10 protein-coding genes are annotated in these 14,630 nt (G+C 67.3%); 6 read left to right on the top strand and 4 right to left on the bottom strand.

From position 1 onward, the window contains the following. Positions 1-23 precede the first annotated feature (23 nt). From FNL14_RS16035 to FNL14_RS16025, 3 genes are read left to right on the top strand one after another with little or no spacing between them, the layout of a single operon-like run. Positions 24-1,148, top strand: a complete 1,125-nt coding sequence (locus FNL14_RS16035; RefSeq protein WP_142061821.1) for a MoxR family ATPase — start codon at positions 24-26, stop codon at positions 1,146-1,148. A 9-nt stretch (positions 1,149-1,157) separates the two neighbouring features. Next, on the top strand, positions 1,158-2,597 hold the full coding sequence (locus FNL14_RS16030) for a DUF58 domain-containing protein (RefSeq protein ID WP_142061818.1): 1,440 nt from the start codon (positions 1,158-1,160) through the stop codon (positions 2,595-2,597). Next, positions 2,594-5,077, top strand: coding sequence for a DUF3488 and transglutaminase-like domain-containing protein (locus FNL14_RS16025; RefSeq protein ID WP_142061815.1), 2,484 nt, complete (start codon positions 2,594-2,596; stop codon positions 5,075-5,077). Before FNL14_RS16030 ends, FNL14_RS16025 begins: the two co-directional genes overlap by 4 nt. A gap of 66 nt (positions 5,078-5,143) precedes the next feature. Here FNL14_RS16025 and FNL14_RS16020 read toward each other — a convergent pair whose 3' ends face one another. Beyond that, the gene (locus FNL14_RS16020) at positions 5,144-6,643 is read right to left on the bottom strand and encodes an NAD-dependent succinate-semialdehyde dehydrogenase (protein WP_142061812.1); all 1,500 of its coding nucleotides are present in this window, start codon (positions 6,641-6,643) and stop codon (positions 5,144-5,146) included. Between the two features lie 185 nt (positions 6,644-6,828). Next, positions 6,829-7,764 carry a 16S rRNA (cytidine(1402)-2'-O)-methyltransferase gene (rsmI, locus tag FNL14_RS16015; protein WP_142061809.1) on the bottom strand — a complete coding sequence of 312 codons (936 nt, stop codon included), beginning with the start codon at positions 7,762-7,764 and terminating at the stop codon, positions 6,829-6,831. 45 nt (positions 7,765-7,809) lie between these two features. On the opposite strand from rsmI, the gene FNL14_RS16010 reads away from it, so the two are divergent. Beyond that, positions 7,810-9,537 (top strand): dolichyl-phosphate-mannose--protein mannosyltransferase, encoded by a 1,728-nt coding sequence (locus FNL14_RS16010; RefSeq protein ID WP_142061806.1) that lies wholly within the window; start codon positions 7,810-7,812, stop codon positions 9,535-9,537. 65 nt (positions 9,538-9,602) lie between these two features. Continuing rightward, positions 9,603-11,432, top strand: coding sequence for a long-chain fatty acid--CoA ligase (locus FNL14_RS16005; RefSeq protein ID WP_142061803.1), 1,830 nt, complete (start codon positions 9,603-9,605; stop codon positions 11,430-11,432). On the opposite strand, the gene FNL14_RS16000 is transcribed toward FNL14_RS16005, so the two are convergent. Continuing rightward, a complete protein-coding gene (locus tag FNL14_RS16000; RefSeq protein WP_142061800.1) occupies positions 11,423-12,628 on the bottom strand; it encodes a TIGR01906 family membrane protein in 1,206 nt (401 codons plus the stop codon). The two genes, FNL14_RS16005 and FNL14_RS16000, sit on opposite strands and share 10 nt — an antisense overlap. 126 nt (positions 12,629-12,754) lie before the next feature. Continuing rightward, a complete protein-coding gene (locus FNL14_RS15995; RefSeq protein WP_181762676.1) occupies positions 12,755-13,747 on the bottom strand; it encodes a stage II sporulation protein M in 993 nt (330 codons plus the stop codon). Positions 13,748-13,814: 67 nt separating this feature from the next. Here FNL14_RS15995 and FNL14_RS15990 point away from each other — a divergent pair, with 67 nt between their 5' ends. Next, positions 13,815-14,615, top strand: coding sequence for an RDD family protein (locus FNL14_RS15990; protein ID WP_142061798.1), 801 nt, complete (start codon positions 13,815-13,817; stop codon positions 14,613-14,615). The last annotated feature ends 15 nt before the right edge of the window (positions 14,616-14,630 follow it).

The following is a 14,630-nucleotide window of genomic DNA, read 5'->3' as shown; positions in this document are numbered from 1 at the left end:
AACCCCGGGCTGAAAGGTTGCCGATGGAATCCCACCGACGCACTGCCAACGATGTGAGCGCTGCGAACCGCAATCTCGCAGGAATCGCAGAGCCCGTAAGCCACCTGAACGGCCACCGGTCAGCTGCCATGGATGCCACGTCCTTCCACGAGGCAAGCCACCGGATCCTGACCACCGTCAATACGGTCATCGACGGGAAATCGGATGCCGCGAAGCTCGCATTGACGGTGCTGCTCGCCCAGGGCCACCTGCTGCTGGAGGATGTACCGGGGGTGGGCAAGACGCTCCTGGCAAAAACGCTCGCCCGGACCATCGACTGCACGGTGAACCGGATCCAGTTCACCCCGGACCTGCTTCCCTCCGACGTTACGGGTGTGTCCATCTACAACCAGTCCTCCCGGCTTTTCGAATTCCGGCCCGGCGCGGTCTTCGCCAACATTGTCATCGGCGACGAGATCAACCGGGCGTCAGCGAAGACCCAGTCCGCCCTGCTGGAGTGCATGGAGGAGCACCAGGTGACGGTGGACGGCAAGTCCTACCGCCTGGATGAGCCGTTCATGGTGGTGGCAACGCAGAATCCCATCGAAATGGAGGGCACCTATCCCTTGCCGGAGGCACAGCGGGACCGCTTCATGGCCCGGATCTCCATGGGATACCCGGACAAGGAATCCGAGATCGAGATGCTGGAGACCCACCAGTCGGCGTCACCGCTGGCCAAGGTGTCCCCGGTGGTGACCACCGCCGAGGTGGCCGCCATGATCGCCACGGTCCAGCAGGTCTACGTCTCGCAGGCTGTCAAGGAATATACGGTGTCCGTGGGCCGCGCAACCCGGGAAAGCCCGCTGCTTCGCCTCGGGGCCAGCCCCCGGTCCATGCTGCAGCTGCTGCGCGCCGCGAAGGCCACTGCGGCTCTGGACGGCCGCGACTTTGTCCTGCCGGATGACGTTGTGGACGTCTCCGAGGCTGTCCTGGCACACCGGATCATCCTGGACCGGAAAGCGGCAGGTGCCGGGGAAACCGCACACAGCGTCCTGCGCGGCATCCTGTCCCGGCTGCCGGTGGCGCAGAAGCCGGCGGATACCGGGGCAAGGGCTTCCGCGCCCGCCGGACGGAACGCTCCGGTGGCAGGTTTAAGCAGGAACCACTAGGCGGACTTCATGGCGCTGCTGGACCGACTGCCCCGACACCTCTTCACGCAACGCGGCTGGGGAATGCTGGCCGCGGGGGCAGCAGCGCTTGCCGCGGCCCAGGTCATGGGCCGCAGGGACCTGTTGAGCCTTGCCGTGCTCCTCTTTGTCCTCCCGCTGGTTTCCCTCGCCGGGATCCGGCTGGTGAAACCACGGTTCCAGGTGTACCGCGAATTCAACCCCTCACCTGTAGAGACGTCCGCGCCCACCACGGTCAGGCTTGCGGTGGCCCGGACGGGGTCCGCTACCGGCCGCGCCACCATGGAGGAACGGCTGCCGCCCCGGTTCGGCGAGTCACCGGCCTTCCGCTTCCCTTCGCGTTCCGCCACCGGCGGCACCAGCAGGTATGAGTACCACCTGCGCTCCGCCCAGCGCGGCCAGTTCCTGATCGGGCCAGTCACAGCGGAGTTCACCGATCCGTTCGGCCTGTCGCTGCACCGGCAGGCCATTGACGACGGCGACACCCTCACCGTGACGCCTGCGGCCGTCGTCCTTCCGTTGACCGGGTTGGCCGGGGCACGGGGCAACGACGGCGTTACTGCCACGAGGATCCGGGCCAACCCCAGCGATGACGACGTGATGACCCGCGAATACCGGCACGGGGATCCGATGCGCCGTGTCCACTGGGCTGCCACCGCGCGCCACGGCGAGCTGATGGTGCGGCAGGAGGAATCCGTCACCACGCCTGAGGCCACCATCATCCTGGATCACCGGTTCGGGGCGTTCTCCGGCAGCTCCGGCGCCGCCCCGGCAGGAAACGCGGCCCAGGACGGCCACACCATGATCAGCAGCGATACCTTCGAGTGGGCGGTGGTAGCCGCGATGTCCATCAGTGCCCACCTTTCCGAACGCAATTACGCACTGCGGCTCCTTGATGCGCGCGGGGAACCTGCTTTCCTGCGTTCGCCCTCCGCTCCGGAACCCGAGCTGGAAGAGTACACCGGAGCCTCCGGGCTCCAGTCCATCGCCGAGAGCCTCGCCGCAATCCAGCTCACCGGACCCCACCACCTGCACGGCGGGGCGGGCCGCGGGGACTTCTTTGGCGCCAGGGAATCCCATGGCCAGGAGGGGGCAGGACCCCCGCCTTTTGATGACAACCTCATGGACAAGCTCTCCGCCCACCGCATGCGGGGCCCGGTGATTGCCGTCCTGGGCAGGATCTCGGCACTGGAGGCGCTGTCCCTTGCGCCCGCCGCAGGCTACGGTACCAACGCCTTTGCCATCCTGGTGGCGGAGCGGCCGGCGGAGTTCGAGGATGCCCTTGAAAAGCTCCGGCAGGGAGGCTGGCGGGCTGCGGCCGTGGCGCCCAGCGTATCCGTGGCGGCGGCCTGGAACCAGTTCGACCAGGATCCTGCCGTGCCGGAACCACCGGCGGCGGAGGTCCGGCGCGGAGCCGGGGTGGCCCGATGACCATTGCACCTGCAAGGAAGCCCGGGACTGACCGGCAACAGCCGGCACCGGCAGGAACGCCGGGACGCCCACGGGTAGGGGCCTATCCGTGGGTGATGGCAGGGTCCATTGCGTTCGCGGTGGCAGGCGCGGCTGTGTCGCTGAACGGAGTGCTGCGGGGCTGGGCCTGGTACTGGCCGGTTCTCACCACGGTACTGGTGGTCAGCCTCACGCTCGCGGTCTTGCGTTCGGTCAGGGCGCAACCGCTGCTGGTGACCGCCGGCGGATTCCTTTCCCTGGCCGCCATCTTGACGCTGACGTTCTTCCGCAGCTCCAGTTTCGCGGGCATCCTTCCCACCGGAGCCAGCCTGTCCGAGCTTGACCGGCTGATCCGCCGCGCCAGCGAAACCGTTCTCTCCGAAACGGCCCCCGTGGCACCCAACGTGGGCATCGTGATGGTCATCTGCGTGGTCCTGGGCCTGGCCGTCATCCTGGTGGATGCACTGGCCGTACCACTCGGCATGCCCGCCGCCACCGGAGTGGGGCTGCTGGCCATCCTGGTGGTGCCGGCAATGATCAAGCCTCAAAGCGTGGGCTTCTGGGCATTTGCAGCCGTTGTGGCCGGGTACCTGATGATCCTGGCCTGCAGCCAGTGGTACGTGCCGGACGCGCGGACACCGGCCGATTCCGCGCGCAGTCCCGGCCAGGCCCGGCGGGCAGTCCTGACCGGGGCGGTGGCGGTGGCCGCCACCCTGGTGCTGCCGCTGGCCATTCCGGGATTCGACCAGGGCACCTTCCCCCAAGGCTCGCGGATTAATCCATGGGGCCAGTCCACCGGCCTGAATCCTATGATCACGCTGGGCAACAGCCTGCGGACACCTGCCGGGAGCGGCCGCATCACCTATGCCACCAACTCCCCTGCCCCGCTGTACCTGCGTTCTGTCACCGTGGACAATTTCGACGGCGACTCCTGGGGCCCCGATGACCGCAACGCTTCCCGGCGCCCGCTGGGCAACCAGATCGACCCCGGGTATGCGGTGCCCGACATGCAGCAGCTGGTCACGGCCATCGATGCCGGGACATTCACCAGCCCCTATCTGCCCGTCCCCTACGCACCGGAATCCGTGCGGGGCCTGGAAGGACGGTGGACCTGGGATCCTGCCACCTTGAGCATCAGGGGGACCGACACCACCTCACGCCGGCAGGAGTACCTGGTCACGTCCACCGTTCCGAAGGTGACAGCGGGGCTGCTGGCCAGGTCTTCGGCACCTGTGCAGGGCATAGCGGATGACTTCACCCGGATTCCGGGAAACATTCCGGACATCGTCCGTAGCACGGCGGACACGGTCGCCGGTTCCGGTTCCACGCCTTATGACAAAGCGATGGCCATCCAGAAGTACCTGCGGTCCGCGGAGTTCACCTACTCGCTGCAGTCCCCGGTGCAGGGCGGCTATGACGGAAACGGGCTCTCCGTCCTTGCAGACTTCCTGAACCAGAAGAGCGGCTACTGCATCCACTACGCGTCCGCCATGGCGGTGATGGCCAGGCTCGAGGGGATCCCCAGCCGGATCGCAGTGGGCTACGCCCCGGGCAGGCTGACGGGCGCAACCGTATCCGTGGCCGGCCAGGGTGCACTGCCTGAATACGAGGTGGACGCCAGGGATGCCCACGCGTGGCCGGAGCTCTACTTCCAGGGGCTGGGCTGGGTCCCGTTCGAGCCCACACCGTCCCGCGGCGTGGTGCCGGACTACGCCACCGAGACCTCCGCCTCTTCGGCCCCCAACGCGTTGGACAATGGTGACGATTTAGTCCCGGGAGCCACACCTGCTCCGGCACCAGCGCCGAGCGCCGCTCCGCTGCCCGGCCCGGAGTCGGGTGTCATCACGAACACCGGAAGCCAACTCCTTCCGTGGCTGACAGGTATCGGAGCGCTGTTGGGGGCTGCGCTGCTTGCCGCAAGCCCCCGGCTGATCCGGGCAGGCATCCGGGCACGGCGGCTCAGGACAGCCGATCCCGCCGCTGCCGTGCCGTTGGCGTGGAGCGAAATGGTGGACCTGGGGACCGACTACGGCCTGCCGCCCCAGCCGAGCGAGACTCCCCGGGCGTACTCGGCCAGGCTGTGCGGCTCCCAATTGCTGGGCGAACCGGGCGGAATGGACGAGGCCGCCCACCAGGCAGCGGCCGCGTTGACCGCCGAATTCGAACGCCAGAAATACGGGCCGCCGTCGGGCGGGGAGCCTGAAGCAGACCAGCCAGAAACTGCGCGGAAGGCGTCCCGGAGCAGCGAAATCACCGCTGCCCGCATCGCGGCTCTTGAATCAGCATTCCGGGCCAACTCCCCCACGCTGCGCCGGCTGCAGGCAGCCTGGCTGCCGGCGTCGGTTGTTGGACGGTTTGGGCGGCTGCTGGCTGTGCCATTCCGGGCTGCCGGGGTTGCCGTCGGCAAGGCGGCGAAAGCCACCGCCCGCACCTGGTCTGCGCGCTGGTCCGGAGATTCCTGATACAGGCGCTCGGGATCCAGCGGTTCGCGCGCCAGGGCAGGCAGCGGCTTTCGCCCGCCGGGTAGCCTACCCGGCGTAGGGGTCGGCGATGCCGATGTACTGGGTGTAGAGGTATTCCTCGATGCCTTCGAGGCCGCCTTCGCGGCCCAGGCCGGACTGCTTGACGCCGCCGAACGGCGCGGCGGCGTTGGAGATGACGCCGGCGTTCAGGCCGAGCATGCCGGTTTCGAGTTTTTCACCCATCCGGATGCCGCGGTTCAGGTCCTTTGTGAAGACGTACGCCACCAGGCCGTATTCGGTGTTGTTGGCCAGCCGTACCGCGTCGTCTTCGCTGCTGAAGGTGGTGATCGGGGCGACGGGGCCGAAGATCTCCTCGGACAGGATGCGGGTGCCTTCGGTGACGCCGGAGAGGATGGTGGGCTGGTAGAAGTAGCCCGGGCCCTCCACCGGTCCGCCGCCCACAACCGCTGTGGCGCCGGAGGCAACGGCGTCGGACACCAGTTCGTGGACCTTGTCCCGGCTTTTGGCATCGATCAGCGGGCCCACCTTGGACTCCGGTTCGGTGCCGCGGGCGGTGGTCATTTCGCGCATTTTCGCGGCGAACTTCTCCGCGAATTCGGCAGCGACGGATTCGTGGACGATGAAGCGGTTGGCCGCGGTGCAGGCCTCGCCCATGTTCCGCAGCTTGGCGAGCATGGCGCCGGCGACGGCGGCGTCCAGGTCGGCGTCCTCGAAAACGACGAATGGGGCGTTGCCGCCGAGTTCCATGGAGGTGCGCAGCACGGTTTCGGAGGCGTCGGAGAGCAGGCGGCGGCCCACTTCTGTGGAGCCGGTGAAGGAGAGCTTGCGCAGCCGGGAGTCCTTGATCAGCGGTCCGGTGGTGGCGCCGGCTGTGGAGGTGGGGATGACGTTCAGGACGCCGGCGGGCAGGCCGGCTTCCATCATCACGGCGGCGAACAGCTGGGAGGTCAGCGGCGTGAGGTTCGCGGACTTCAGCACCATGGTGCAGCCGGCGGCGACGGCCGGGGCGATCTTACGGGTGGCCATGGCCAGCGGGAAGTTCCACGGCGTGATCAGCAGGCACGGGCCCACCGGCTTCTTGGTCACCAGCAGCCGGGACTTGCCGTCCGGGGAGACGGAGTAGCGGCCGAAGGCACGGACGGCTTCTTCAGAGAACCAGCGCAGGAACTCGGCACCGTAGGTCACTTCTCCCCTGGCTTCGGCCAGGGGCTTGCCCATTTCCATGGTCATCAGCAGCGCAAAATCCTCGGCGCGTTCGGTGACCAGGTCAAAGGCGCGGCGCAGGATTTCGCCGCGCTCCCTGGGCGGGACCTTCGCCCAGGACTCCTGTGCGGCAGCGGCGGCATCCAGGGCGGCGGCACCATCTTCGGGACCGGCGTCGGCAATGCTCAGCAGCACCTTGCCCGTGGCCGGATCTTCGACGTCGAACGTCTTGCCGGAAGCGGCGGCCCGCCACTCACCATTGATAAGCAGGCCGGTGGGAACAGAGGCCAAAAGGGCGCTTTCGCGTTCTGCGGAAACGGCCGGCTGTGCAGTGACAGTCACGATGACTCCCTCGTCAGTAGGGTTATTGCAGCCCGCGGGCAGGTGGCCGGAACGGCCGCTGTGATACGGGCTGATTAGTGCCAGACTACTGCCGGGCAGCGGGCCGGTCTACGCCTTTACGCACTACCTCAAGAGGGAAAGGCTGTGCACCTGCACAGCCCTCAGCGCGGGCAAGCGGGGGTGCCTTAGCGGGCAGCCAGAACCGCTGAATAGAGCTCCCGCTTGCTCACCCGGACATCCTCCGCGACAGCGGCAACGGCTTCCTTGAGCCGGATGCCCTGCGCCACCAGCTCGTTGACCGCAGCCACGTGGTCCTCCGGTGTTCCGGCGGCCTGCTCGGGTGCCCCTGCCAGCACCACCGCAATCTCGCCACGCACCTCAGAGCTTTCGGCCCACTGCAGGAGTTCGGCCAGGGAGCCGCGGATGACTTCCTCATAGGTTTTGGTCAGTTCGCGGCAGACGGCGACCCGCCGCTCAGGGCCGAACCGTTCCCGCAGGGCCCGCAGCATGGCTTCGAGGCGGTGCGGCGCTTCGAAGAACACCATGGTCCGCCGCTCCCCGGCCAGGTCGGCCAGGCGTGAGGCCCTTTCACCGGCCTTCCGCGGCAGGAACCCTTCGAAGCAGAAGCGGTCGGTAGGCAGGCCGGACAACGCCAGGGCCGTCAGGACTGCCGATGGCCCGGGAACAGCGGTGACGGTGAGTCCGGCCGCCACAGCACCTTCCACGAGCCGGAAGCCAGGATCGGATACCGACGGCATTCCCGCGTCGGTGACCATAACGAGCGTCTTTCCAGCCCTGACCTGGTCGAGCAGTTCGGCGGTCTTGGCGGCCTCGTTGTGCTCGTGGTAACTGATCACCCGCCCTGCCACCGTGACCCCCAGGTTCTGTACGAGCCGGTGCAGCCGGCGGGTATCCTCAGCGGCAACGATGTCCGCCGTCGCCAGCAGTTCCACCAGCCGGGCGGAGGCGTCACCGGCGTTCCCGATCGGCGTGGCGGCGAGCACGATGCGCCCGGCCCCTTGGCCCGGTGCCGCAACCGCTGCATCCCCTGCGGGTTCTCCACCGGCCTGGCTGGAGGGTGCAATGCCGGAATCAGGGAAGGGGCTGGGGTTAGGGTCCACGCCACCAGCCTACTGCTGCGAGCGCTGCCAGCCGCAAAAGGTAGCATGGGGCTCGTGACGCAGACCTCGACGCGGCCAGCCGGGGCCGGACACGCCACACCCGCGGCGTCCAGCACAAGCTCTCCAGCTGCCGGCGGCCAGCCCGGAAACGCCCCGGCCCGGCCATGGATCAGCCGCCCGGCCGAGGCATTTACCGCCGAATCCCTCCTGACCCGGCTGCTGGGACACCGACAGCAGTGGCGCGACTACCCGCCGTCGCTGCGCCTGTGGTTCCTGCTGGTTCCCGTCCTGACGGCCGTGACGGGCGGGGTCCTGCGGTTCGTCCGGCTGGAAACACCGCACAAGCTCGTCTTCGACGAGACCTACTACGTCAAGGACGCCTACTCGCTCCTGATGAGCGGTTACGAACGGGCCTGGCCGGACAAAGCCAACGATTCCTTCAACGCCGGAAACCCCGGCGTGCTCCTGAACTCGCCCGAATACGTGGTCCATCCCCCGGTGGGAAAATGGATGATCGCCGCCGGCATGTGGCTCTTCGGCCCGGACAGTTCCTTCGGCTGGCGCTTCTCCGCAGCCTTGACCGGAACCCTGTCCATCCTGCTCCTGTCATTCATCGCGCTGAAGCTCTTCGGGTCGCTTCCGCTCGCCGGCGCCGCGGGCCTCCTGCTTGCCGTGGACGGTCACCACCTGGTGATGTCCCGGACCTCGCTGCTGGACATCTTCCTGATGTTCTGGGTCCTCGCGGCGTTCGGCGCACTGCTGCTGGACCGGGATGACGGACGACGGCGGCTGGCCGCCAGGCTTGCCCGGGCGACGGAGGCCAGCGGCGGACGTCCCACTCCAGTCCAGCTCCTGGCCGGGCCCTGGCTGGGGGTCCGCTGGTGGCGGATTGCGGCGGGCCTCTGCCTGGGCCTCGCCGTGGGGACCAAGTGGTCCGGGCTGTTCTTCCTGGCCGCGTTCGGTATCCTCACGGTGCTCTGGGACCTCAATGCGCGCCGGGTGGCGGGTATCCGCGGCTGGATCAGCGGCGGCATCATCAAAGACGGTGTACCAGCATTCCTGGGCATGGTTCCGGTTGCTGCCGTGGCCTACGCCCTGAGCTGGACGGGCTGGTTCCGGTCCGAGGACGCCTACTTCCGCCGTTGGGCGCAAAGCAATCCTTCCGCGGAGTGGGGCTGGCTGCCGGACTCGGTCCGGTCCCTCGCGCACTACCACCTGGAAGCGTACAAGTTCCATCAGGGCCTGGGCTCGGAGCATCCCTACGAGGCAAGTGCCTGGAGCTGGCTGGTGATGGGCCGGCCGACGTCGTTCTTCTATGAGTCGCCCGAGCGCGGCACCCCGGGCTGCGACTTTGACCGGTGCACCTCCGCCATCCTGTCCGTGGGGAACCCGTTGATCTGGTGGACGGCCGCCATTTCTCTGGTGGTGCTCCTGTTCTGGTGGGCAGGACGCCGTGACTGGCGGGCAGGGGCCGTGCTTGCCGGCATGGCCGCCGGATACCTGCCATGGTTCATGTACCCCGAACGGACCATGTTCTACTTTTACGCCGTCTCCTTCGAACCGTTCCTGGTGCTTGCCCTGGTCTACTGCCTGGGCCTGGTCCTGGGGAAAACCACGGATCCGCCATGGCGCCGCCGGTCCGGGCTGTACCTGGTGGTCGTGTTTGTGGCGGCGGCCATCCTGTTGTCGGCCTTCTTCTACCCGGTCTGGGCTGCCGAGATCATCCCGTACCAGCAGTGGAGGCTCCGGATGTGGATGCCGTCCTGGATCTAGGGCAGGATGTCAGGAGACCCCGAAGGAGCCGCTGCCGCGGCGTGGCAGCGGAACGGAGACCTGCTGTGAGAGAAGCGAGCACGGAGCTGCTGGTTGAGCTTGACGCTGCCAGCAACATCACTGACCTGTTGCTGGAACAGGAGGCCGCCAATCCTGCGCGTGCCCTGTACCGGCGCAAGGGACCTAACGGCTGGGTGGACGTTCCGGCGCAGAAGTTCCTGCAGGATGTCAGCGCCCTTGCCAAGGGGCTCATCGCCGGCGGACTCGAGCCCGGTGACACCGTGGCGGTGATGTCGGCCACCTCCTATGAATGGACGCTGGTGGATTTTGCCATCTGGTTCGCCGGCGGAGTAACGGTGCCCATTTACGAGACGTCCTCCGCCAGCCAGGTGGAATGGATCCTCCACGACGCCGGAGTCCGGCGCGTGTTCGCGGAAAACCGGGCCAAGGTGGAGCTCGTCGCGGGTGTCCTGGCCGGCTCGTCCCTGCTAAGGGACCGGCTGGTCAACGTGGTCCGGATGGATTTCGACGGCGATGCCCCCAACCTCGCAAGCCTCGCCGCTGCAGGAACGGGCGTCACGGACGCCGAGCTGGAACGGCACCGGAGCAAGGCTGTGCTGGACGACGTCGCCTCCCTGGTCTACACCTCCGGGACCACGGGCAAGCCCAAGGGCTGCGAAATCACGCACGGCAACTTCGCCCTCGTGGCCAAGAACATTGTTGCCTTCCTTCCAGAGCTGCTGCTCCAGGAGCAGGCGCGGACGTTGATGTTCCTGCCTCTGGCCCATGTGCTGGCCCGGGCGGTGCAGGTGGTCTGCCTGACGGCAGGTGCCACGTTGGCGCACTCGCCGGGCGCAACGCAGCTCCTGGAAGACCTGGGCTCCTTCAGGCCCACCTTCCTCCTGGTGGTTCCGCGGATCTTTGAAAAGGTCCGTGCTGCCGCGGCCCACAAGGCGGCAGTAGGGGGCAAAGCCCGGCTGTTCGGTGCGGCGTCCGCCACGGCCATTGAATACTCCCGTGCCGAGGATTTGAAGAGCCGGGGCGAGGGAATTGGGCCCGGCCTGCTGTGCCGGATCCGCCACGGAATTTTCGACAGGCTGCTCTACCCGCGGCTCCGCCAGGCCATGGGCGGCCAGGTGGGGTACACCGTTTCCGGCGCCAGCCCGCTGAGCCCGGAGGACGCCCATTTCTTCCGCGGCGCCGGGATCCCGGTCCTGGAAGGCTACGGGCTGACCGAGACCACTGCTCCGTGCACAGCCAACACCCCGGCGCGTACCAGGGTGGGATCAGTGGGCATCCCCATTCCAGGCACCACCATCCGGGTAGCCGAGGACGGGGAGATCCTGGTTAAGGGCATTGGTGTCTTCCGGGGATACCACGCAAACCAGGCAGCGAACGCTGAGGCTTTTGTGGACGGTTTCTTCCGTACCGGCGATCTTGGGGAACTGGACCCGCAGGGATTCCTCACCATTACGGGGCGGAAGAAGGACCTGCTGGTCACCGCCGGCGGAAAAAACGTGGCGCCCGGACCCCTCGAGGAAAAAATCAGGGCACATCAGCTGGTGGGCCATGCCGTGGTGGTGGGTGACGGGAAGCCGTTTATCTCAGCCCTGGTGACCCTCGATCCCGAGGGCCTGGAGAACTGGTGCTCGGAGCGCGGCCTGCCGGCCCGGTCCATCAGGGAGGCCGCCGGCGATCGACAGGTGGCGGCCGCCGTGCAGGAAGCGGTGGACCAGGCGAACCTGCTGGTGTCCAAAGCGGAATCCATCCGCAAAATCGCCGTGCTGGACGCGGAGTTCACGGTCGAATCCGGTCACCTCACGCCGTCGCTGAAGGTGAAGCGCAACACCGTGGTGCGCGATTTCGAAGCCGAAATCGGCAAGCTTTACGACTGATCCGCTGGCTGCCCGGCCGCCCCGGTTTTCTCCGGTACCAGGCCGCGCCGCCGGCGGGTGGGCCAGCTAAGGATCAGGGTCACCAGCGCTGTCACTACTACCAGGCCCCCGATCACCATTCCGGCGTCAATCCAGAACTGGCCGGGGAACAACCGGATCAGGGTGTCATCCATACTGAACGTCCAGGAGCCCTCGGCGAAGAAGATCCTGTGGAACTCGGTGAAGAACTGCTGCCATCCCAGCACTGCCAGCGTTCCCAGGCCCAGGATCAGCACCAGCGTGATGAGGGAGCCGGCGAACAGCCCCCTCCGGACGCCGCCGGAACTGCGCCTGCGCAGGTACAGGATGGCGATGAGGCAGAACAGGACCAGCAGCACACCGGCACCGAACGTGGACAGGATCACCAGCTTGACGTCCGCCATGTGGCTGACTTCGCCGTCCTTGAACAACTTGTCCCCGCTGCGGTGCACCAGGTCCCCCAGGTAGCGCGGGCCGGACCAGTTGCTGAGGTAGTCCACGGCGTAGGAGCCGTAGGTCATCCTGTCGTCGGTGCTGAACCCGTAGCCGTCGCCGGGAAATCCGGGGCGGTTGTATTCCACCCACAGGAACAGGGGGCTGGTGACGGCGCGGACGGCGAGGATCAGCAAAACCAGCGGGAAGAAGATGGCGAGCAGGACCTGCATCACGCGGGGAGCCACCGGTTTGGCGTTTGCGGCGCTCTCCCGCTGGGCATTGCGGCGCTCCACTTCTTCCTGGGGCGGGCGGACCTGGAGGGCCGAGGTGGGCAGCTGCTCACGGAATACGGGTGAGCTTTCCTGGCTGGACGAGGCCTCCGGGTCTTCGCCGGCGGCCTCAGCGGCTTTGCGGTCTGCCCGGCTTTCCGGCTGCTCCACCTTGCCTGTACCTGGGGCAGCCGCGCCGGCCGCAGCTGTGGAACCGTGGGCATCCACCGCGCCCCGGGGCGGGGTGCCGCGGTGGGCCTCAGCGACACCGTCAGGTTCAACGGTGCTGCCGGAATGAGCGCTTGCGGATTCTGCGCTGACGGGTTCACGGGCCTCATCGCTGGCCGGGCGTTCAGCGTCTGTGGCCCCGGTCATCCAGGAAAACGCCGGCTCGGCAGAATCCCCGGACGTGTCCAGGATCGGGTCCGGCTGCGGCTCGGCTCGCCGGGCGCGGGCAGGAGTTTCGTCTTTCACAGCAGCGTCCACTTCCGTTGGTCTTCGCACCTGGTTCCGGGTCCACCGGCGCGTTTTCTCTGTTGACGAGCCTACCGTCCGGAATTCGGGCTGGGCGAGGAACCACCCCGGCAGGATTACAACGATTCAGGCAGTGATGTCGGAATAGCCCGCATCCTCACGGCGAAGGTCACCGCGCTCCCCCGCCAAGTACGCAGGGCGGCCACACACCACCACGTAAAGCCAGTACCCGCCCAGGACCGTGGCTCCGATGCCGATCTTTGCCCATACCGGCAGCGCACTGGGCGTCACGAACCCTTCCACCAGGCCGGAGACGAAGAGCACCAGAACCAGTCCCAGGGCAACGGTGACCAATGACCGGCCTTCCTCGGCCACGGCCCTTCCCCGGGGGCGCGGGCCCGGGGACACCATGGCCCAAAAAATCCGGAGGCCGGCGGCGGAGGCGATAAACACGGCAGTGAGCTCCATCAGCCCGTGCGGCAGGATGTAGCTGAAGAAAACGTCGGACTTGCCGGCCGCGGCGAAGATGCCGGCGGCAATGCCCACCCCTTGGGCATTGGCGAACAGGATCATGGGCACCCACACGCCGGTGATCCCCAAGGCTACGGCCTGCGCGCTGATCCAGGCGTTGTTGGTCCAGACTGCTCCGGCGAAGGATGCGGCAGGGTTCTCCGAGTAATAGTTGATGAAGTCTTCCTCGATGTACTGCCGCGCCGCCGCTTCGGATGCCACTGCCCGCAGCGCCTCGGGATTCCCGCTGATCCACAAGGCATATACGGCACCGACCAGGACGAACACGGCACCGCACGCCAGGGTAAGCCAGGTGAGGCGGTACAAGGCGGCAGGAAGGGCCACCACAAAGAACCGCGCCAGGTCCGCCATCACGTTCGAGCGTGCTCCGGTGAAACGGGTGCGGGCCTGCGCCAGCGTCGCCGAAAGGGACGCGGACAGGCCGCTTTCCGGAGCCAGGGACCGGATAAGGGACAGATGTGCGGACGTTGACTGGTAGAGGGCCAGCAGTTCGTCTGCCTCGGACCCGGTGAGCCTGGCCTTGTAGGCGAGCTCGTGCAGCCGGGACCACCTGTCCGCATTGATGGCGGAGAACGCGTCCATATCCACGGCATCAGCCTAGCGCCCGGCACTAGACTTGCGTCTGCAACATCAAATGCGGGGAACGGGGACCAGCATGAGTTCGATCGTCACGGGCGAAGCAGTGGTACTGGAATTGCGTCCCGCCTCCTTCGCGGCCCGTGCCCTGGGCCTGCTCCTGGACATGGCGTTGAGCATCGTGTTGCTCGTGCTGATCCTGGTGGGGATATCGGCCGCCGGTGAAGACCTGGACGAGGCCGCCCAGCGGGCATTGGTCCTTGCCGGTGTGGTTTTTTGCCTGGTGATCGTTCCCGTGGCCATCGAGACCTTGAGCCGCGGGCTCTCGCTGGGCAAACTTGCAGCGGGCCTGCGGGTGGTCCGGGAGGATGGCGGCGCCATCCGCTTCCGCCACGCCCTCATCCGCGGCCTGACCGGATTCCTCGAAATCTATTTGACCTTCGGCGGCCTGGCCATTGCCGTGGCCCTCTTTAACGAGAGGTCACGCCGGCTGGGCGACCTGATGGCCGGGACCTACGCCATCCGGAGCCGGGTACCGGTGGAACGGTCCGCGCCGGTGTTCGTTCCGCCACGGTTGACACCCTGGGCGGCCACCGCGGATATCGGCAGGCTCCCGGATGCCACCGCGCGGCGGGCATCCCAATTCATCCGGCAGGCAGGGCGCATGGCGCCGTTCTCCAGGGCCGGAATGGCCGAGTCAATTGCCACCGAACTCGCGGCCCACGTGGCCCCTCCCCCGCCCGCGGGAACCACCCCTGAAGACTACCTTGCCGCTGTCGTTGCCGAACGGCGCACCAGGGACCTCGCAAGGCTGGGCAAGGCACGACGGCGGAGCGCCGAGACGGGCGAGAGGCTGCAGCGGCTGCCCTTCAGCAGTTAGCCGCTGCAGCCGGGC

This window comes from Pseudarthrobacter sp. B4EP4b (genome assembly GCF_006680095.1).
Taxonomy (GTDB): Bacteria; Actinomycetota; Actinomycetes; order Actinomycetales; family Micrococcaceae; genus Arthrobacter.
This window is presented reverse-complemented; position numbering and strand designations above follow the sequence as displayed.